Source organism: Microbacterium zouquanmingi, assembly GCF_052266695.1.
GTDB lineage: Bacteria > Actinomycetota > Actinomycetes > Actinomycetales > Microbacteriaceae > Microbacterium.
The window spans coordinates 243,282-263,144 of sequence record NZ_JBQPQZ010000006.1 but is presented as its reverse complement, the minus strand read 5'-3'; the positions used below and the strand labels follow the sequence as shown (position 1 = coordinate 263,144).

Sequence of the window (19,863 nt, the reverse complement as noted above, 5' to 3'; positions counted from 1 at the left end):
GTGGAGAATGCCCTCTGATGACGCCTGAAAATACTGCTGACGAGCCTGAATCCACACCCGGAGAAACCTCGTCGACGAATGCCGCGGCGAAGCCATCTGGTGACTACGGCGCCGATCAGATTCAGATCCTCGAAGGCCTTGAGGCCGTTCGCAAGCGGCCAGGTATGTACATCGGCTCGACCGGTCCTCGAGGGCTCCACCACCTCGTGTACGAGATCGTCGACAACTCCGTTGATGAGGCGCTGGCCGGTTACGCCGACACCATCATCGTGACGATGCTCGCTGACGGCGGCATCCGCGTCGTCGACAATGGCCGCGGCATCCCCACAGACCCGCACTCTTCCGATCCGAACAAGTCGACCGTCGAGGTGGTGCTCACGATCCTGCACGCCGGCGGAAAGTTCGGCGGCGGCGCGTACGCGGTCTCGGGTGGCCTGCACGGCGTCGGCTCCTCGGTCGTCAACGCGTTGTCCACCCGCTTCAACGTCACGGTGAAGCAGAAGGGCTTCGCCTGGCACCACAGCTTCGGCAATGGCGGAACCCCGCTGCAGAAGCTTGAAAAGGGCGAGCCGACCGACCAGACCGGGACCGAGATCACGTTCTGGCCGGACCCTGCGATCTTCACCGAGTCCGTCGAGTTCGAATACGACGTGCTGCGCACCCGCTTCCAGCAGATGGCTTTCCTGAACAAGGGTCTGCGCATCGAGCTCCACGACGAGCGCGAAGGATCCACGTACGAAATCGAAGAAGAGGGCACCACTGTCACCAGGCAGCGCGGTGACGTCTTCTTCTACGAGCGCGGTCTTGTCGACTACGTCGAGTACCTCAACCGCGTGCGTCGTGCCGAAACAGTGCACGACGAGATCATCGATTTCGAAGCCGAAGACACGACTCGCAAGATCTCGCTCGAAGTGGCGATGCAGTGGACGACCGGATATACCGAGAACGTCTTCACCTACGCGAACACGATCAACACTCATGAGGGCGGGACGCACGAAGAGGGATTCCGCGCCGCGCTGACCACCCTGGTCAACAAGTATGCCCGCGCGAACAACCTTCTCAAGGAGAAGGACGACAACCTCTCCGGCGACGACGTACGTGAAGGTTTGACCGCTGTCATCTCTATCAAGCTCGGCGAGCCGCAGTTCGAGGGGCAGACGAAGACCAAGCTCGGCAACACCGAAGCGAAGGCCTTCGTGCAGAAGGTCGTCGGCGATCAGCTCGGTGACTGGTTCGATCGCAACCCCACCCTGGCCAAGAGCGTGATCCGAAAGGCGATCGACGCGGCGACCGCGCGAATGGCAGCGCGCAAGGCTCGTGAGACCGCTCGTCGCAAAAGCGTCTTCGAGTCGGCTGCCATGCCCGACAAACTCAAGGACTGCACGAGCAAGGACCCCTCGATCAGCGAGATCTTCCTCGTCGAGGGTGACTCGGCCGGCGGCTCCGCTGTGCAGGGACGCGATCCGCACACGCAGGCGATCCTGGCGCTTCGAGGCAAGATCCTCAACGTCGAGCGCGCGCGCCTTGACAAGGCGCTGGCGAACAAAGAAGTCCAGGCGATGATCCAGGCCTTCGGCACTGGTATCGGCGAGGACTTCGACATCGAGAAGGCCCGCTATCACAAGATCGTTCTGATGGCGGATGCTGACGTCGACGGCCAGCACATCACGACACTGCTGCTGACGCTGTTGTTCCGCTACATGCGCGGGCTCATCGAAGCGGGCTTCGTATACCTGGCCATGCCGCCGCTGTACCGACTGAAGTGGACGAACCAGCCGCACGAGTACGTGTACTCGGATGCTGAGCGCGACGCACTGATGAAGCACGGTCTCGAGAACGGCAAGCGCCTTCCCAAGGACTCCGGCGTGCAGCGCTACAAGGGTCTGGGTGAGATGAACGCCAAGGAGCTGTGGGAGACCACGATGGATCACAGCACGCGAACTCTTCGCCAGGTGACCATCGAAGACGCAGCCTCCGCGGACGAGATCTTCAGCGTGCTGATGGGTGAGGACGTCGAGTCTCGACGTGGCTTCATCCAGCGCAACGCCAAGGACGTTCGCTTCCTCGACATCTGATGCTCAGGCATTCACTGCGACCGGATGCTTCGACAAGCTCAGCAAACGAAAGAAACACATGACTGACGAAGAACGCCCCGAGCCGGTTCACGAACACGGCAAGATCGACCAGGTCGACCTGCAGTCCGAGATGCAGCGCAGCTATCTCGACTACGCGATGGCCGTCATCGTCGGTCGTGCGCTGCCGGATGTCCGCGATGGTCTCAAGCCCGTGCACCGCCGTGTGATCTTCGGCATGTACGACGGCGGCTTCCGCCCCGACAAGTCCTTCTCGAAGTGCGCCCGCGTCGTCGGTGAAGTCATGGGTCAATACCACCCGCACGGTGACTCGGCGATCTACGACGCCCTCGTCCGTCTCGTGCAGCCGTGGTCGCTGCGGTACCCGCTCGCACTCGGACAGGGAAACTTCGGTTCCCCCGGAAACATGGGTGCTGCGGCCCCGCGTTACACCGAGACGAAGATGGCTCCGCTCGCGCTCGAGATGGTGCGCGACATCGAAGAGGAGACCGTCGACTTCCAGGACAACTACGACGGTCAGACCCAGGAGCCGACTGTCCTCCCGGCGCGCTTCCCGAACCTGCTGGTCAACGGCTCGGTCGGTATCGCTGTCGGTATGGCGACGAACATCCCCCCGCACAACCTGCGTGAGGTGGCGGATGCTGCGCTCTGGGCGCTGGACAACCCCGAGCTTCCGCGGGAAGAGCTCCTCGAGGGCCTGATCAAGCGCATTCCAGGCCCGGACTTCCCCACCGGAGCCCAGATCCTGGGTTCCAAGGGAATCCACGAGGCGTACCGCACCGGTCGCGGCTCGATCACGATGCGCGCGGTGGTCGGCGTCGAAGAGATCCAGGGCCGCACGTGCCTGGTCATCACCGAGCTCCCCTATCAGGTCAACCCCGACAACCTCGCGGTGAAGATCGGTGACCTGGCCCGCGACGGCAAGATCACCGGCATCGCCGACATCCGTGACGAGACCAGTGACCGCACCGGTCAGCGTCTCGTGGTCGTCCTCAAGCGGGATGCTGTCGCCAAGGTCGTCCTCAACAACCTGTACAAGCACACGCAGCTGCAGGACAACTTCGGCGCGAACATGCTCGCGATCGTCGATGGTGTTCCGCGCACCCTCGCGCTGGACGGCTTCGTCTCGCACTGGATCACGCACCAGATCGACGTGATCGTGCGCCGCACGATCTTCCGCCTGCGTAAGGCTGAAGAGCGCATGCACATTCTGCGTGCGTACCTGAAGGCGCTCGACGCGCTGGACGAGGTCATCGCGTTGATTCGCCGCTCGCCCACGCCGCAAGAGGCGAACGGGGGCCTGCAGACACTCCTCGACATCGATGAGGTCCAGGCCGATGCGATTCTGCAGATGCAGCTTCGCCGCCTTGCCGCTCTCGAGCGCCAGAAAATCGTCGACGAGGCCACCGAGCTCGAAGCGAAGATCACCGACTACAAGGACATCATCGCCAACGAGTCTCGCCAGCGCGGCATCATCCGCGAAGAGCTCGAGGGGATCGTCGACCGCTTCGGTGACGAGCGTCGTACGCACATCCTGCAGGGCTTCGACAGCGATGTCTCGATGGAAGACCTCATCGCTGAAGAAGAGATGGTCGTCACTGTCACGCGCGATGGCTACATCAAGCGCACGCGCAGCGACAACTACCGCTCACAGCACCGCGGCGGCAAGGGTGTCAAGGGTGCGCAGCTGCGCGCAGATGACATCGTCGAGCACTTCTTCGTCACCACGACGCATCACTGGCTGCTCGTCTTCACCGACAAGGGCCGCGTCTACCGCACGAAGACGTACGAGGTGCCAGAGGCCGGTCGCGATGCCAAGGGCACGCACGTCGCCAACCTATTGGCGCTCCAGCCCGACGAGGGCATCGCGCAGATCCTCGCGATGCGTGATTACGACGTCGCGGATTACCTCGTCCTAGCGACCCGTGAGGGTCTGGTGAAGAAGACGCGCCTGAGCGAGTACGACACCAACCGTCAGGGCGGCGTCATCGCCATCCGTCTCCGCGAGGAGGACGAGCTGGTCAGCGCGATGATCGTGGACGCCTCCGACGACATCCTGCTCATCAGCAGCAAGGGCATGTCGGTGCGCTTCCAGGCGACCGATACGGCGCTGCGTCCGATGGGCCGAGCGACAGCGGGTGTCACCGGAATGAAGTTCAAGGGCGAAGACCGTCTGCTCTCAGCATCCGTTGCCACTCCCGGCCAGTTCGTGTTCACCGTCACCGACGGCGGCTACGCCAAGCGCACGATCGTCGACGAGTACCGCGTGCAGAACCGCGGCGGATACGGCATCAAGGTCGCGAAGCTCAACGATGACCGCGGGGTCCTCGCGGGTGGTCTGATCGTCGACGAGAGCGACGAGGTCTTGGTGGTTCTCTCCAGCGGCAAGGTGGTACGCTCTGCCGTGGCCGAGGTGCCAGCGAAGGGTCGAGACACCATGGGTGTCCTGTTCGCCCGAACGTCCGAGAAGGACCGGATCCTCGCGATTGCTCGCAACGAAGAGCGAGGCCTCGAAGAAGATGAGGCGGGTGCGGAGTCAGCGAACGACGCCCCCGAGTCGGCACCGGCCCCCGAAACGACTGAGACCATCGAGGAAAGTAACGACGAATGAGCACAGTAGCTGACAAGCTCGCGAAGAAGTCCACACGCAAGACCGGTGGCAAGCAGGTCCGCCTGCGCCTGGTCTATGTCGACTTCTGGTCGGCGGTCAAGCTCTCGTTCCTGGCTGCGGTCGCGCTGGCGATCGTGACCATGGTCTCGTTCTTCCTGATCTACCTCGTGCTGCAGGCGACGAACCTCATCACGCAGGCGGACTCCTTCGTGGGGAACATCACGGACGGTTCGGTTTCGCTCGCGTCGCTGCTGGGGCTTCCCCAGGTGATGGCGTTCGCCGCTGTCGTGTCGATCCTGAACCTGATCGTCTTCACGGTTCTCGGCGCAGTCGTCGCCGGAATCTACAACCTCGCAGTGAAGGTCACCGGCGGACTGCTCGTCGGCTTCATGTCCAACTAGCGGACTTTCTCGTACGAATGGCGGGTGCTTCGGCATCCGCCATTCGTCGTCGAGGCGACGTCAGACGATCCCGGTGGTTCCGAGAAGCGTGCCGATCCCCCAGGTGGCGACCAGCGCGAGCGCTCCTCCGATCACCAGCCTTGCGGCGGCTCGCACAGGGGAGGCGCCTCCGACGCGGGCTGCGACAGCTCCTGTCGCAGCGAGGGCGATGAGCACGGCGACGAATGTCACCGGTACCCGCCACTGAACCGGTGGAAGCAGTATCGCCAGCAGCGGCAGCAGTGCACCGATGGTGAAGGAGACTGCGGATGAGAGTGCGGCGTGCCAGGGGTTGACGAGGTCGTCCTGATCGATGCCGAGTTCTACCTCGAGGTGCGCGGATAGCGCATCGTGCTCGGTGAGTTCGATGGCGACCTGCCGGGCGGTGTCTTCGCTGAGTCCGCGCTGCCGGTAAAGATCGGTGAGTTCGTCGAGCTCTTCGGCCGGCATGGTGCGCAGCTCTTCGCGCTCCTTCTCGATCAGTGCACGCTCGGTGTCGCGCTGACTGCTCACTGAGACGTACTCGCCGAGGGCCATCGAGATGGCGCCGCCGACGAGACCGGCGATGCCGGCGACCAGCAGCGCGGAATTGTCGGTGGTCGCGCCGGCGACACCGACGACGAGGGATGCCACCGAGACGATGCCGTCATTGGCGCCGAGCACGCCGGCGCGAAGCCAGTTCAGCTTTTGGCCTATGCCTGCACCGTGCGGTTCCTGCGGATGCGATTCGCTCACGGTCCCATCTTCGCCGATGGCTCGCGGGAAAGGTGACCTTGACGAGTAGGGAAAACCCGAACGCGATGATCCGGTTGGCTCGGTGTCGCGCGTTGCGGTTGGCGGCCTACCTTTGAGACATGACCACTCCGCCTGTCCCCCCAGCACCGGCCACCGCGCCCGCCGCAGAGCCAGCCGCATCGCCGGCTCCGCAGCGTTCTGCGACGCCGCTGCGCGTGTTCTTCACCGTCCTACATCTGGCTGCCCTCGGCGTCATCGGCGGCGGTGTCATCGGCATCCTCTCCGGTCTGCTCGGCGCTGGTGCCGGTCTGCTCTTCGCCTTCGGGATCGGAGCGTTGTTCCTGGTTGGCCTCGTCTACGCCCTGTACGGCGTCGGATGGTTCGAGGTGGTCCGCGTGCGCGGGCTCTACGGTCTCGACGTTCCCGACCTCCAGCACCGTCGTCGACAGTCCCCCGGGTTCGGCGGATGGATCCGTTCACTCGGACGCCAGAGCATCGATGGACGCATGTGGCGCGCGGTCGCGAGCTTCGTCATCGCCTGCGTCTTCGGCGCCCTCGTGCTCAGACTGTTCTGGGGCCTGGTGTGGTCGGCGATCTTCGCCTTCACGCCGCTGTTCGCCCGTGACGAGGTCGCCGGTCCCTTCGGAAACCTCGTCACCGCGGGGTGGGCAACAGTTCTCGGCATCCTCGGCGTTCTCGCTGCAGCAGCCGGCATCATCGGACTCGCTCTGCTGGATCGGACCATCGCACGATCCCTCGTCATCCCCAGTCACAAGGCGGAACTCGTCGAGCGGGTGCGGACCACCTCCGCTCAGCGTGAGGGCGCGGTGCGCGCGGCAGATGTCGAGCGCACCCGCATCGAGCGCGATCTGCACGACGGCGTTCAGCCGAGGCTCGTCTCCGTCGGCATGACTCTGGGACTTGCGCAGCAGAAGATCGACGCCGACCCGGATGCCGCGAAGGCACTGATCTCAGAAGCGCACACATCCACGAAAGCGGCGATCACTGAGCTGCGACAACTTGCCCGCGGCATCCATGCTTCTGTTCTCGATGATCGAGGACTGGATGCCGCCCTGTCGGCCTTGGCCAGCAGATCACACATTCCCGTGCACCTCGACGTGCGCATGGACGGAAGGTGCAGCAGGGATGCCGAGGCTGCGGTCTACTTCTCGATCGCCGAGTCGCTGACGAACGCTGCCAAGCACTCTCGCGCGAGCGAGTGCCGAGTGGTCGTGCGACTGCGCGACGGCGGCACACTGTGGGCGCGCGTCGAAGACAACGGCGTGGGCGGCGCACAGGTGCAGCCCGGCGGCGGTCTCGACGGAATCTCGAACAGGGTCCTCGGGGCGGGTGGCGACATTCGCATCGACAGCCCCCAGGGTGGTCCGACAGCACTGGAAGTGAGCGTGCCATGCGCATCCTGATCTGTGAAGATTCCGTCCTGCTGCGCGAAGGCCTCGTCAGGCTTCTCGAAGACGCCGGGCACGATGTGGTCGCAGCGCTCCCCGACACCATGGGAATCACCGAGGCAGTGCAGAACACGAATCCCGAGCTCTGCATTCTGGACGTGCGGCTCCCGCCGACGTTCACCGATGAGGGGATCCGGGCGGCGCTCGGCCTGCGCAAGACTCATCCTTCCCTGCCGCTGCTCGTGCTCTCGCAGTACGTCGAGGAGCGGTACGCCAGCGATCTGATCGCTGCGCAGGGCGGGCCGCTCGGATATCTACTGAAGGATCGTGTGGCAGATGTCTCGGAGTTCCTCGCGTCGGTGGAGCGGATCGCAGAGGGCGCGTCGGTGCTCGACCCAGAAGTCGTGGCCCAGCTGCTCACGCGTCGCAATCGTGACGATCGGATGCTGCAGCTCACCGAGCGCGAGCGCACGGTGCTTTCCCTCATCGCCGAGGGGAAGTCGAACCAGGCGATTGCGAGCCTGCTGTTCCTCTCGGCCGCGAGCGTCGAGAAGAACATCACCGCGATCTTCCAGAAGCTCGGCTTCGAGCAGGACGAATCAGGCAACAGACGAGTGCTCGCAGCTCTTGCACACATCGAGAACACCGGTGGCGGATCGCCTGCCGGAAATGACATTCAGACAGGATCAGGACGATGAACGACGACCAGCGGAATCTGCAGGGTGGGCACGAGGTTCCCCCGACTCCCCTGGGCCGTGAGCCGCGCGGTTCAGGCGGGCGCGCCACAGCGATCGCGCTCGCGGTCTTCGGCGGAGTCGTGCTGCTCGGTGCGGGTGGAACTGCCGCCTTCGCTGCGACTCACGACCTGCGGGAAGCCGCGCATCCGAGAGGTGCCGGTGCGCAGAGCCAGAGCGTCAGCGTCGACGGCGTCGGGAGCCTGAGAGTGGATGTCGCCGGCAGCGACGTCACCGCCCGGTTCGGCGACGTCGACGAGGCGACGCTCGAGGTCGACGGCAAAGGCCGCAGCGACTGGACGCTGGAACGGGACGACGACGAGCTCGTCGTCCGCAGCCCGGATCGCGGATTCGGGGGGTGGTTCGACCTCGATTGGTTCGGCGACGACTGGCTCTCCGAAGAGACCGTCATCTTGACGCTGCCGGAGAGTCTGAATGACGGGCGCCTGGATGCGGAGTTCACACTCAGCGCTGGAAGCCTCGATATCGACGGAGCGTACGACGAAGTCGACATCGAGGTGGGCGCTGGTGCGCTCAAGATCGACGGATCGGCGAAATCGCTGGATGCCGGCGTCAGCGCGGGGCGCGCAGACATGGCACTTGCCGGAGTGACCGAGGCCGACTTCACGGTCTCCGCCGGCAAGATCGTGGCCGAGCTGATCGACACGACGCCGAGCTCGGTATCAATCGATGTCAGTGCTGGATCTCTTGATCTGACGGTGCCGGATGACGCGTACCGCGTGGACCAGGAAGTCAGCGCTGGATCGCTGGATAACCGGCTCGACACCTCGAGCCAATCGCGGTTCGTGATCGACGCGTCGGTGTCGGCCGGGAGTGTCGTCCTGCGCGCGGGAGACTAAACGGCGCCGATTCGGATTTTCTGAAAATCTCAGGTAAAGTCTTGGAGGTTGACGGGGCTATAGCTCAGGCGGTTAGAGCGCTTCACTGATAATGAAGAGGTCCCAGGTTCAAGTCCTGGTAGCCCCACGTTTTACACTAAAATTGAATACCGCAAGGGGCCTTAGCTCAGTTGGTAGAGCGCCTGCTTTGCAAGCAGGATGTCAGGAGTTCGAATCTCCTAGGCTCCACAGATGAACCCCCGGAATCGTCCAGATTCCGGGGGTTCTGCAGTTTCCACATGTTAACAACTCCTGTTAACAACTCGGGTGTGCTCCGCGTCGCCCGCCCAGGTCGCGAAAACGGCCGCTTTGAGCGCGCCTAAGCGGCTTATTTTGCGACCTGAGCGACTCCTTGCACGGGGGAGTCACGCGCGGCGCCGGCGCACTCCGTCGGCCAGTTCGGCGAGGGCTGCGGTCGTGGCATCCCATCCCATGCAGGCATCCGTCACACTCTGTCCGTGGGTCAGGCGTGTGCGTCCAGCCGCGATGTCAAGCTTCTGTGCTCCGGCGACGAGGTTGCTCTCGAGCATGACGCCGGCGATTGCCGCACCGTCAGCAGCAATCTGCTCCCCCAGCTCGCGGGCCACGACGGCCTGCCGCACGTGGTCCTTGCCGCTGTTGGCGTGGCTCGCGTCGACAATCACGCGAGGAGTGAGCATTGCGGCACCCAACCGGCGCGATGCCTCTGCCACGTGTGATGCGTCGTAGTTGGGGCCATCGGCGCCTCCGCGCAGGATGATCGACGTGTCGGGGTTGCCCGTCGTCGCCACCAGACTCGCCCGCCCGTCCTCACCGATCCCGAGGAACGCCTGCGGAGCGGATGCTGCGGATGCGGCATCCAGCGCCACCTGAAGCCCGCCGTCGGTGCCGTTCTTGAAACCGATCGGCATCGACAGGCCAGATGCTAGCTGGCGGTGGATCTGGCTCTCGGTGGTGCGTGCGCCGATGGCGCCCCACGTGATGAGGTCGGCGGTGTACTGCGGGCTGATCGGTTCGAGGAACTCCGTTGCACACGGCATCCCGAGGGCTGTGACGTCACGCAGGAATCCGCGTGCCATGCGCAGTCCGGTCTCGATGTCATGGCTGCCGTCGAGGTGCGGGTCGTTGATGAGACCCTTCCAGCCGATCGTCGTTCGTGGCTTCTCGAAGTAGGTGCGCATCACGATCAGCAGATCATCGCGGTGTGCCTCGGCCTCCCGCACGAGCTTGCCGGCGTACTCGAGACCCGCCGCGGTGTCGTGGATCGAGCAGGGACCGACGACGACGAGCAGGCGATCATCCTCCCCCGCCATGATCGCGCGCACTTCATCGCGCGTGCGAGCGACAAGAGCAGAACGCTCATCGCCGATCGACAGCTCAGCTGCGATGTCGCCCGGAGTGGGGAGAGTGGTGAATTCGGCGACGTGCAGGTCTGCGGTGGATTCGGTGGCTGTGATGGTGCTCATGGGTCCTGTCCTCTGTCGGAGACGGACCCCCGATGCAGAGCCCGCCGAAACGGCGAAAGCCAGAGCAAATGCTCTGGCTTGTCGGCTCTGAAGGTTGGTGGGCGCTACTTCTGCACCGGCCCCTCCAGAGCCGACTCGAAATACGCATACCAACGGGTTGTCATGCGAAAGACACTACCCCATCCGCTGCCCCTCGATTCCACCAAACCTGCAAAACCACGCCGAGACTGCAGCGAATCGACGCCGTCTCGGCGTGGTTTTGCAGGTTTGCGAGGGCGGGGGCGAGGGCGGGGGCGAAGGCGGGGGCGAGGCTCCGTCAGCGCAGCGGCGTGAAATCGCGGTTGGCGATGTGCTCCGGGCGGGGAGACTTCGCGGCGAACGGATCCACCAGCGCGTTCTCGACGCTGTTGAACACCATGAACACATTCGATCGCGCGTACGGGGTGATGTTGTTTCCCGAACCGTGCATGATGTTCGAGTCGAACCACAGTGCAGACCCTGCGGCTCCCGTGAACTGATCGATCCCGTACTTCTCGGCCAGCGCAGTGATGGCGGCGTGACTGGGCACACCTGCCTCCTGCGCCTGCAGCGACTGCTCATGGTTGTTGTCGGGCGTCTTGCCCACAGCCGGCACGAACGTGCGGTGCGAACCAGGCATCACCATGAGCCCGCCGTTGAATGGATAGTTGTCGGTCAGTGCGATCGACAGACTCACCGCCCGCGGCAGCGGCATCCCGTCTTCGGCATGCCAGGTCTCGAAGTCCGAGTGCCAGTAGAAGCCGGTGCCCGTGAAGGTCGGCATGTAATTGATGCGGGTCTGATGCAGGTACACCTCTGACCCGACGATCTGCCGGGCCCGATCAAGCACCTTCGGGTCACGGGCGAGGGCGTCGAGCACGCCGCTCAGCTTCTCCACCTCGAACACCGAGCGCACCGTGCCGGTGGTGCGTTCGGTGATCATCCGAGGGTCATCCTGTAACGCTTGATCCGCGGCAAGTCGATCGAGCTCACTCGTGTACAGCGCAACGTCATCGCCGGAGATGAAATCGTCGATCATTGTGTATCCGCGCCGCTCATGAGCTTCCAGCTCGGCCTCCTCGAAGGGGCCGTCGCCGTCAGAACCCCACACAGCGGGCTGCGTGCGAGCGATGAAATCACTCGGTGTGGCCAGTCGGGTCGGGAACAGGTCCTCTGCGGACGTCGTGGTTGTCATGCTTCGTTCTCCTGTCTCTTGTGCGGTGGTGGGTAGTGCGTGCGGTGGCTCAGGCCGGTTCGGTCACCAGCGGGTACACGCCGTTCTCGTCGTGCACCTCGCGCCCGGTGACCGGCGGGTTGAACACACACACGACCCGCATCTCGGTGCGCGGACGCACCTCGTGCTTGTCGTGGTCGTTCAGCAGGTACAGCGAGCCGGGTGCGAGCTGGTGCGTCTTGCCGTTGGCGAGTTCGGTGATCTCTCCCTCACCGGCCACGACGAACACGGCCTCGATGTGGTTCGCGTACCAGAACCGGCTCACGGTTCCCGCGTAGAGCGTGGTCTCGTGCACCGAGAAGCCCACCTTCTCCTTCGCGAGCACGATGCGCTTGCTGCGCCAGTTCTCGGTCTTGATGTCGGCGTCGGTGTCGGTGATCTCGTCGAGTGTGCGGACGATCATGCGGGGGTGTTCTCCTTGTCTTCGATGTCGTTTTCGATGGTCAGGTTGGCGTGCGCCGCGGCATCCGGGTCCGGTTCCCCGAGTACCGCACACACGGACTCGTCGATGATGCGCAGTCCTCGAGCGAGCTCGGCATCGGTGATGGTGAGCGCGGGAAGGATCTTCATGACCTCGCCCTCTGGCCCTGAGGTCTCCATGAGCAGCCCGCGCTCGAACGCGGCCCTGCAGACGGCATCCGCCAGCTCACCCGAGGGGAACTGCAGTCCGCGGGCAAGCCCGCGTCCCTTCGCGAACAGCTCGTGCTGCGGGTAGCGGGCGGCGATCATGTTGAACCAGCCCTCGACGCGTGCGCCCTTGGTGATCGTCGCGTCGCGCAGCGCGTCATCGGACCAGTAGCGGCGCAGTGCCGCGGCGCCGGTCGCGAACGCGGGACCGATTCCGCGGAAGGTGCCATTGTGCTCGCCGGGCTGCCAGATGTCGAGTTCCGGCTTGATCAGGGTCAGCGCCATGGGGATGCCATAACCACTGATCGACTTCGACAGGCATACGATGTCGGGGACGATGCCGGCCTCTTCGAAGCTGAAGAAGTCCCCGGTGCGGCCACAGCCCATCTGCACGTCATCGACGATGAGCAGCACTTCGTGCTTCTTGCAGAGTGCTGCCAGCTGACGAAGCCATTCGGCACGCGCGGCGTTGATCCCGCCCTCGCCCTGCACCGTCTCGACGATGACGGCTGCGGGTGTGTTCAGGCCGCTGCCGGAGTCTTCGAGCAGGCGCTCGAAGTAGAAGAAGTCCGGGTAGTCGCCGTCGAAGTAGTCGTCGAAAGGCATCGGTGTCGCGTGGACGAGCGGCACACCTGCTCCGCCCCGCTTGAGCGAGTTTCCAGTGACGGAGAGCGCACCGAGCGTCATGCCGTGGAAGGCATTCGTGAAGTTGATGACCGATTCGCGACCGGTGACCTTGCGCGCGAGCTTCAGCGCGGCCTCGACGGCGTTGGCGCCACCGGGGCCAGGGAAAACGACCTTGTAGTCGAGGCCGCGGGGCTCGAGCAGCACCTCGTCGAACGCCTCGAGGAAGTCACGTCGGGCCGTGGTGAACATATCGAGCGAGTGCATGACACGGTCATCGGCCAGATAGTCGATGAGGACCTTCTTCAGCTCAGGATTGTTGTGTCCGTAGTTGAGCGCTCCGGCACCTGAGAAGAAGTCCAGGTACTCGGCGCCCGACTCGTCGTACATCATGCTGCCGACGGCCCGGTCGAACACGACCGGCCACGAGCGCGAGTAGCTGCGGACTTCGGATTCCAGCTGGGTGAAGATATTCATTTGGGGTGGTTCTCCTCCTTGTTGTCGTCGTGCGGGGAGTGCACGCCGCCCGAGGTCGGGCGGATGGCGACGGCTACATCGGCGGACCGATCTCGTACAGCCGTTCAGGATCGTGGAGATCGGCATCCGGCCCCTCAAGGCTCAGATGCGCGGTCTCGAAAAGGGGAGTGACGGTCATCGGCGCATTGCCCCAGCGGTTCGCGAGGCTGCGGAAAGTGCGCTGCGAGGCGACGTTGTCGTCGGTGATGGTCGTCTGCAGAGTCCGCACGGCGGTCTCGCCGGAGTCGTGAATCAGTGAATCGAGCATCCGCCCGGCGAGGCCCAACCCGCGGAACCGGGCGTCGACGGCGACCTGCCAGACGAAAAGGCAGGAGGGGTCGGCAGGACGCCGGTAGCCCAGAACGAAGCCGGCCGGATGCTCGTCCACGAGGGCGATCCGGCACGTCGAGGCGAAATCCCTGGCGTACAGAACGTAGGCGTAGGAGGAGTTCAGATCGAGTGTCTGCGAGTCGCGCGCGATGCGCCAGAGGTCGATGCCCTCATCGATGCGTGGGGGACGAATCAGGCTCGTCCTGCCTGACTGCGCATCGATATGCGCAGCGTGTGGTGACCTTCTCGGCTCAGTCGAGCCGGCGGAGGTCAGAGAGTGTCACCATCCCAGATCGGGGCGCACGTAGAGATAAGAAGCATCCTCTCCACAGTGTCACGCTGACCGCTCGACCTCAAATCAGCGTGCCGCGTGACGCACTTGCTCGGCGAGGAAGGTCAGATCGGCATCGGTCAGCGTTGTCACGGCGTACGCCGTCGGCCACACGTTGCCATCGTCGAGCTGGGCGGCGGTGTCGAACTCGAAGGTCGCGTAGCGCACCTTGAACTTGGACTTCGGCTTGAAGAAGCAGACCACTTTGCCCGCCTCGTTCGCCCACGCGGGCATGCCGTAATAGGTCTTCGGGATCAGGTGAGGCGCGTTCTCGGTCACCATCGCAGTGAGCTTCTCGCCCAGCATCCGATCTTCGTCCGGCATGTCCGCGAGCTTCGCCTGAATCTCTGCCGCACCCTCGGTGCGCGCCTCTTCTGGACTCTTCTTCGCGCGCGAGCGCTTCGTCTTGCTCTCGACCAGCTTGGCTTTCATCGCGTCGCGTTCTTCGTCGGTGAAGTTCTTCTCGGTCATCGGGTTCTCCTTCTCAATGGTGATCCGAGCCTACGAATCAGTCGGGCCGAGTGCTTCTTGATTTCTGACCAGAACGCCACCACCCACTATGGGATCCTGTGTGAATGACTTTCTCGAACACTCGCGCCGGTCGCCGCATGATTCGCAGGATCGCCGCAACTGTCCTCACCGTCGGTTCTCTCGCTCTGGTCACCGCATGCTCCGCACCGGAACCCGACGAGAAGCCTGTGAACGGCACTGAAGCAGCGCAGCCGACCGCGAGCGCAGCCGATGTGGCCTGGGCGTCTCCTGTGGAATGCACGACGCTCGACCTCACACCAGGAGCCACGTTGGACGGTCAGGGTCTGGGTGCCTGCGTGCAGACGGCGCTGTCTAGCTACGGCAGCGGCCGGGAGTCAATCGCGGGAGGCACGGGAACCGGTGAGATCGTCTTCCGTTACACGCCGCGATTCGAGTTTCAGGGCACTCTGACAACCTCCGAAGGCGATGTGCACATGACGTTCATCGATGACTCGATGTGGATCGACCGCGGAGCCGGGTGGATCAGAGGTGATGTGACCTCCGAAGATCTCGAAGAGCAGATGGCGGGGGTCGCCGGTGAGCTGTACAGGGTCTTCTCGGACCCATCGATGGCGGCAGAGATGATCGGTTCGAGCCCAACCTGGGTTGTCGGGCCGGTCGAGGATTTCCCGTTGGGAGACGGTACCGTCTCTTCGTCGCATCGGATCACCAGCAGTGCGGGGTTCTCATGGAACGAGATCCCGATTTCTCAGTACTCGGTGTGGTTCGAAGCCGACTGGACGCCTACTGGCAGCGAAGCGACGATCCAGATGATGGGCATCAGTGATACGACACGGCAGACCTACTACGACCTCGGCGAGCCCGTCGAGATCACTCCGGTCGGCTGATACGAGACTGACCCACGCTCACTGTGGTGTGGGATGCTGGGGCGCATGAGCGCACTTCCGCACGATGACGTCGATCCTGGTGGTCTTCTCGAGTACTCGGTGGTCTTCACAGATCGTTCCCTCAACCACATGTCCGCCCGATTCGTCGAGGCGATGCCCCAGATCCTGAGCATTCTGGAAGAGGCGTACAACGCGCATACGTCGGCGATCGTCCCCGGCGGCGGCACCTACGCGATGGAAGCCGTGGCGCGCCAGCTCGCGACCGGACGACGTACGCTCGTGGTGCGCAATGGCCTGTTCTCCTTCCGGTGGTCACAGATTCTGGATGCCGGCGGCATCAGCGACGACGTCACGGTGCTCACCGCACACCCCGAGAGCGACGACGTGCAGTCGGCCTGGACTCCCGCACCGATCGAGAGCGTCGTCGCAGCGATCCGCGCTCGCCAGCCGGAGGTCGTCTTCGCGCCGCACGTCGAGACCGCTGCGGGAATGATCCTGCCCGACGACTACATCCGCACTCTCGCTGAGGCGACGCACGAGGTCGGCGCTCTGCTGGTGCTGGACTGCATCGCCTCCGGTGCGATGTGGGTCGACATGAAGGCGCTTGGCGTCGACGTGCTGCTCAGCGCACCGCAGAAGGGGTGGAGCGGAACGCCGTGCGCCGGGTACGTCATGCTCAGCGAGGCGGGTCGGGATGCCGTGATCACTCGAGCATCGACCAGCTTCGCGATGGATCTCGCCAAGTGGCTGTCGATCGCCGACGAATACCGCGCGGGACGTGCGGCGTATCACGCGACCATGCCGACGGATGCGCTGCTGCGCAACCTCGGTGCCATGATCGAGACGCGTGACCGTGGCTTCGAAGCCCTGCGTGACGCGCAGATCGAACTCGGCACGCGCGTGCGCGAGCTGCTGGCGTCGCGCGGGCTGGCGTCGGTTGCGGCATCCAACTGCGCAGCCCCCGGTGTCGTCGTCGTGCACACCGACGACCCCGCGCTGAAGTCGGGCGCGGCGTTCAAGGAGCAGGGGTTGCAGATCGCGGCCGGTGTGCCGTTGCACTGCGATGAGCCGGCCGGTTTCTCGACCTTCCGCCTGGGCCTCTTCGGCCTCGACAAGCTCGCTGACGTCGACGGCACGATCGCGCGGCTGGAGACGGCACTCGACGCGATGGGGCGCTGACCCGCGTGCTACTGTTGTCCAAACCGACTAGACGGTATGGACAACAGCGCAAGGAGGCGCCATGCCCGCAACACGCTTCGACGGCACCGTTTCGCTGATCACCGGCGCGAGCCGAGGAATAGGCTTCGCGATCGCCGAGCGGATCGTCTTTGAAGGCGGCTCGGTCGTCATCACCGGCCGCAAGCAGGAGGCGCTCGATGCCGCAGTCGCTGAACTCGGAACCGCCGCAACAGGCATTGCCGGACGAGCCGACGACGCTGAGCACCGCGCCGCGGTCTTCGCGCACATCGCCTCGCACCACGGCCGCCTCGACCACCTGGTGAACAACACCGGGATCAACCCCGTCTACGGTCCGATCGTCGATGTCGACGCAGACGCTGCGCGCAAGATCCTCGAGGTCAACGTCGTCGCGGCCCTTGACTGGTCGCGTACGGCGCTCGCCGCTGGGCTCACGCGCAGCATCGTGAACATCGCCTCGGTCGCGGGTCTCAGCGCGAGTCCTGGGATCGCGTTCTACGGCATCTCCAAAGCCGCGCTCATCAACCTCACGATTCAGCTCGCCTACGAAGTCGCCCCGAAGATCCGGGTCAACGCCGTCGCTCCCGCCGTGATCAAGACGGCCTTCGCCAAGGCGCTGTACGACGGGCGCGAGAGCGAAGTCGCCGCCGGCTATCCGCTCGCGCGGCTCGGTGAGCCCGCAGACGTCGCCGGCCCGGTCGCCTTCCTGCTCTCTGAGGACGCGGCATGGATGACCGGTCAGACGCTGTCCATCGATGGCGGAGCCAGCATCCGTCCACTGTGAGAGTCGGCACGCACGCACCACGGACAATCGTGTTTCGCGGAAAGATGAGGGTATGAAGGATTCACACGTCTCAGAAGACGTCATGCGCGCTGCGGTCGAGCTGTTCTCGACCAAGGGCTATGCGAACACCAGTGTTCAGCAGATCGTCGAGGCCGCTGGCGTCACCAAGGGTGCCATGTACCACTACTTCGAGTCGAAGGACGATCTGCTCTTCGGTATCTACGACTCCCTGCTCTCACTGCAGAAGGAGCACCTCGACAAGATCATCGCGGGTGGCGGAGAGGTCGACGAGGTGCTGCGTGCCGTGTGCGTCGACGTTCTCGAGACGTCGATCGATCACATCAGCGCTGGTGCCGTGTTCTTCCGCAGCATGCACATGCTCTCCGAGCCGCGCCAGCAGGAGGTGACCCGTCGCCGTCGCGCGTACCACGACGAGTTCGCGGCCCTCATCGAGCGCGGACAGCGCGACGGCATCTACCGCAGCGACATCCCCACCGCGCTGCTCGCCGCACACTTCTTCAGCGACCTGCACTACCTCTCGCACTGGTACTCCGCGGAGGGCCCGGAGGGAAAGACGCTCATCGCTGAGCAGATCACCGACCTGTTCCTGACGAGTCTGAGGAGAACGGATGCCATCCCACACTGAAGTCCCACAGTCCATGCGCGCCTGGCAGGTCACCCAGCTCGGTGAACCGCAAGACGCGCTGACGCAGCAGAGTCTTCCCACTCCGGTGCCGACCGACGCAGAGGTGCTCATCCGCGTCGCCGCGGTCGCAGCGAACTTCCCGGATGTGCTGCTCGCCCGAGGCGAATACCAGGTGAAGCCAGAGCTCCCCTTCATTCCGGGGGTCGAGTGCAGTGGCACGGTCGCCGCTGTCGGAGCCGGAGTCACAGCCTTCCAGATCGGCGACAGGGTTGTCGCCGGCAAGATCGGAGTGCTCGCCGAATACGCGGCGGTGGATGCAGCATCCGTCCACCCCATTCCGGACAGCTTCGACTTCGTCGCGGCATCCGGACTCAACATCGCCTACCAGACCGCGTGGTTCGCCCTGCATCGCCGGGCAGAGCTGAAGGCGGGCGAATGGCTTCTCGTGCACGCCGCCGCAGGCGGGGTGGGCGCTGCCACCGTACAGCTCGGCGTCGCCGCCGGCGCACGCGTGATCGGCGTCGTCGGATCTGAGGAGAAGGCCGAGGTCGCGCGCGCTGCGGGAGCAGAGCATGTCATCCTGCGCGGCGGCGACATCGCCAGTGAGGTCAAGCGCATCACCGAGGGTCACGGCGCCGATGTCGTCTTCGACCCGGTCGGTGGCGCGGCATTCACCGCGTCCACACGCGCTGTCGCTTTCGAGGGCCGCATCGTGGTGATCGGTTTCGCGAGCGGCGAGATCCCGCAGCTCACCGTGAGTCACGCCCTCGTGAAGAACTACGCCGTGCTCGGCCTCTACTGGGGGCTGTACCAAGAGCGGATGCCGCACCTCGTGGATGCTGCGCATGACGAGCTCATCCGACTCTTCGACGAGGGAAAGATCGCGCCCGTCGTTGATCACGTCGTCGCCTTCGATGACGCACCGGCCGCGATCACGAAGCTCGCGACGGGCACGACCGTGGGTCGCGTGGTCATTCAGGTGACCGAGTGACCGACCTCGGCGGTCGGGTCGCCCTCGTCACCGGTGGGGCGCGCGGGATCGGTGAGGCGTACGTCCGCGGACTGCATGCTGCGGGTGCGCGCGTCGTCATCGCCGACATTCTTGAGGATGCCGGGCGAGAACTCGCGGCAGAGCTCGAAGACCGCGCCGTGTTCGTTCCGCTCGACGTCACGGACGAAGCGCAGTGGGAGAGCGCCGCAGCCTCTGCCGTGCAGGCCTTCGGCACCGTCGACGTGCTGGTGAACAATGCCGGCATCGCCAACGCCGCACCCATCGAGCACTTCACGACCGAGAAGTGGAACGCGGTGATCGCGGTGAACCTGACCGGCACCTTCTTCGGATGCCGCGCCGTGGTGCCCGTGATGAAAGAGCACGGTCGTGGGTCGATCATCAACATCTCCTCCGTGGAGGGAATGCGCGGCAGCCCCGGCCTCCACGGCTACACCGCGGCGAAGTTCGGCGTACGAGGACTGTCTGCATCGCTCGCCGTCGAGCTCGGGCAGTTCGGCATCAGGGTGAACTCGGTCCACCCCGGGTTCATCAACACCTCGATGACGAGCCGCATCGACCCCGCGCACCTCGACATCCCCCTCGGTCGCCCCGGCCAGCCGGAGGACCTCGTCGGCACCATCGTCTTCCTGGCAAGCGATGCCTCTGCGTTCACGAACGGCGCGGAGTTCGTCGTCGACGGCGGCATGATCGCTGGCATCCCGCACCGCTGACGCAGCCGGTCCACGCGAACAGTACATTTCTGCAACAAGAACATACCGCCCGGTCGGTTTCTGATGTATGGTGATCACACCAGCGACAC

The 19,863-nt window shown here is 64.5% G+C and carries 19 protein-coding genes and 2 tRNA genes; 14 read left to right on the top strand and 7 right to left on the bottom strand.

From position 1 onward, the window contains the following. Positions 1 to 17: 17 nt before the first annotated feature. The 3 genes from gyrB to ACTU6U_RS14100 are packed head-to-tail and all read left to right on the top strand — an operon-like array spanning position 18 to position 5,105. Positions 18 to 2,075: a DNA topoisomerase (ATP-hydrolyzing) subunit B gene (gyrB, locus tag ACTU6U_RS14110; protein ID WP_443469747.1), complete on the top strand. Its 2,058-nt coding sequence runs from the start codon at positions 18 to 20 to the stop codon at positions 2,073 to 2,075. A 58-nt stretch (positions 2,076 to 2,133) separates the two neighbouring features. Next, positions 2,134 to 4,704: a DNA gyrase subunit A gene (gene gyrA / locus ACTU6U_RS14105; RefSeq protein ID WP_443469746.1), complete on the top strand. Its 2,571-nt coding sequence runs from the start codon at positions 2,134 to 2,136 to the stop codon at positions 4,702 to 4,704. Continuing rightward, entirely contained in the window at positions 4,701 to 5,105 is a 405-nt protein-coding gene (locus ACTU6U_RS14100) for a DUF3566 domain-containing protein (protein WP_443469745.1), read from the top strand. Before gyrA ends, ACTU6U_RS14100 begins: the two co-directional genes overlap by 4 nt. Before the next feature lie 60 nt (positions 5,106 to 5,165). Here the strand turns inward: ACTU6U_RS14100 and ACTU6U_RS14095 are convergent, their stop codons facing one another. After that, positions 5,166 to 5,879: a VIT1/CCC1 transporter family protein gene (locus ACTU6U_RS14095; protein ID WP_443469744.1), complete on the bottom strand. Its 714-nt coding sequence runs from the start codon at positions 5,877 to 5,879 to the stop codon at positions 5,166 to 5,168. Between the two features lie 119 nt (positions 5,880 to 5,998). Between ACTU6U_RS14095 and ACTU6U_RS14090 the strand changes: the two genes are divergently transcribed. The 5 genes from ACTU6U_RS14090 to ACTU6U_RS14070 all read left to right on the top strand — a co-directional run bounded on the left by ACTU6U_RS14090 (position 5,999) and on the right by ACTU6U_RS14070 (position 9,110). Continuing rightward, positions 5,999 to 7,303 (top strand): sensor histidine kinase, encoded by a 1,305-nt coding sequence (locus ACTU6U_RS14090; protein ID WP_443469743.1) that lies wholly within the window; start codon positions 5,999 to 6,001, stop codon positions 7,301 to 7,303. Then, positions 7,291 to 7,986: a response regulator gene (locus ACTU6U_RS14085; RefSeq protein WP_443469742.1), complete on the top strand. Its 696-nt coding sequence runs from the start codon at positions 7,291 to 7,293 to the stop codon at positions 7,984 to 7,986. Before ACTU6U_RS14090 ends, ACTU6U_RS14085 begins: the two co-directional genes overlap by 13 nt. Next, positions 7,983 to 8,882 carry a DUF4097 family beta strand repeat-containing protein gene (locus tag ACTU6U_RS14080; RefSeq protein WP_443469741.1) on the top strand — a complete coding sequence of 300 codons (900 nt, stop codon included), beginning with the start codon at positions 7,983 to 7,985 and terminating at the stop codon, positions 8,880 to 8,882. Before ACTU6U_RS14085 ends, ACTU6U_RS14080 begins: the two co-directional genes overlap by 4 nt. A gap of 53 nt (positions 8,883 to 8,935) precedes the next feature. Beyond that, a tRNA-Ile gene (locus tag ACTU6U_RS14075) sits at positions 8,936 to 9,009 on the top strand. A gap of 28 nt (positions 9,010 to 9,037) precedes the next feature. After that, positions 9,038 to 9,110 (top strand) — tRNA-Ala (locus tag ACTU6U_RS14070). 176 nt (positions 9,111 to 9,286) lie between these two features. Here the strand turns inward: ACTU6U_RS14070 and ACTU6U_RS14065 are convergent. The 6 genes from ACTU6U_RS14065 to ACTU6U_RS14040 form a co-directional block, all read right to left on the bottom strand. Further along, on the bottom strand, positions 9,287 to 10,366 hold the full coding sequence (locus tag ACTU6U_RS14065; protein ID WP_443469740.1) for a 3-deoxy-7-phosphoheptulonate synthase: 1,080 nt from the start codon (positions 10,364 to 10,366) through the stop codon (positions 9,287 to 9,289). 316 nt (positions 10,367 to 10,682) lie between these two features. Continuing rightward, positions 10,683 to 11,579, bottom strand: a complete 897-nt coding sequence (gene thpD, locus ACTU6U_RS14060; protein WP_443469739.1) for an ectoine hydroxylase — start codon at positions 11,577 to 11,579, stop codon at positions 10,683 to 10,685. 49 nt (positions 11,580 to 11,628) lie between these two features. Beyond that, positions 11,629 to 12,021 carry an ectoine synthase gene (locus tag ACTU6U_RS14055; protein ID WP_443469738.1) on the bottom strand — a complete coding sequence of 131 codons (393 nt, stop codon included), beginning with the start codon at positions 12,019 to 12,021 and terminating at the stop codon, positions 11,629 to 11,631. After that, on the bottom strand, positions 12,018 to 13,346 hold the full coding sequence (ectB, locus tag ACTU6U_RS14050) for a diaminobutyrate--2-oxoglutarate transaminase (protein ID WP_443469737.1): 1,329 nt from the start codon (positions 13,344 to 13,346) through the stop codon (positions 12,018 to 12,020). The genes ACTU6U_RS14055 and ectB overlap by 4 nt, the downstream gene beginning before the upstream one ends. A gap of 73 nt (positions 13,347 to 13,419) precedes the next feature. Then, positions 13,420 to 13,866 carry a diaminobutyrate acetyltransferase gene (ectA, locus tag ACTU6U_RS14045; RefSeq protein ID WP_443469770.1) on the bottom strand — a complete coding sequence of 149 codons (447 nt, stop codon included), beginning with the start codon at positions 13,864 to 13,866 and terminating at the stop codon, positions 13,420 to 13,422. 207 nt (positions 13,867 to 14,073) lie between these two features. After that, a complete protein-coding gene (locus tag ACTU6U_RS14040) occupies positions 14,074 to 14,517 on the bottom strand; it encodes a hypothetical protein (RefSeq protein WP_443469736.1) in 444 nt (147 codons plus the stop codon). A gap of 104 nt (positions 14,518 to 14,621) precedes the next feature. Here ACTU6U_RS14040 and ACTU6U_RS14035 point away from each other — a divergent pair, with 104 nt between their 5' ends. From ACTU6U_RS14035 to ACTU6U_RS14010, 6 genes are all read left to right on the top strand, one after another. Continuing rightward, entirely contained in the window at positions 14,622 to 15,425 is an 804-nt protein-coding gene (locus ACTU6U_RS14035; RefSeq protein WP_443469735.1) for a hypothetical protein, read from the top strand. 45 nt (positions 15,426 to 15,470) lie between these two features. Continuing rightward, positions 15,471 to 16,604: an aminotransferase class V-fold PLP-dependent enzyme gene (locus ACTU6U_RS14030; RefSeq protein WP_443469734.1), complete on the top strand. Its 1,134-nt coding sequence runs from the start codon at positions 15,471 to 15,473 to the stop codon at positions 16,602 to 16,604. A gap of 61 nt (positions 16,605 to 16,665) precedes the next feature. After that, positions 16,666 to 17,406 (top strand): SDR family oxidoreductase, encoded by a 741-nt coding sequence (locus tag ACTU6U_RS14025; protein WP_443469733.1) that lies wholly within the window; start codon positions 16,666 to 16,668, stop codon positions 17,404 to 17,406. A gap of 52 nt (positions 17,407 to 17,458) precedes the next feature. Next, entirely contained in the window at positions 17,459 to 18,052 is a 594-nt protein-coding gene (locus ACTU6U_RS14020; protein ID WP_443469732.1) for a TetR/AcrR family transcriptional regulator, read from the top strand. Continuing rightward, on the top strand, positions 18,036 to 19,043 hold the full coding sequence (locus ACTU6U_RS14015; RefSeq protein ID WP_443469731.1) for an NADPH:quinone oxidoreductase family protein: 1,008 nt from the start codon (positions 18,036 to 18,038) through the stop codon (positions 19,041 to 19,043). The genes ACTU6U_RS14020 and ACTU6U_RS14015 overlap by 17 nt, the downstream gene beginning before the upstream one ends. Next, the gene (locus tag ACTU6U_RS14010) at positions 19,040 to 19,774 is read left to right on the top strand and encodes an SDR family NAD(P)-dependent oxidoreductase (RefSeq protein WP_443469730.1); all 735 of its coding nucleotides are present in this window, start codon (positions 19,040 to 19,042) and stop codon (positions 19,772 to 19,774) included. The genes ACTU6U_RS14015 and ACTU6U_RS14010 overlap by 4 nt, the downstream gene beginning before the upstream one ends. The last annotated feature ends 89 nt before the right edge of the window (positions 19,775 to 19,863 follow it).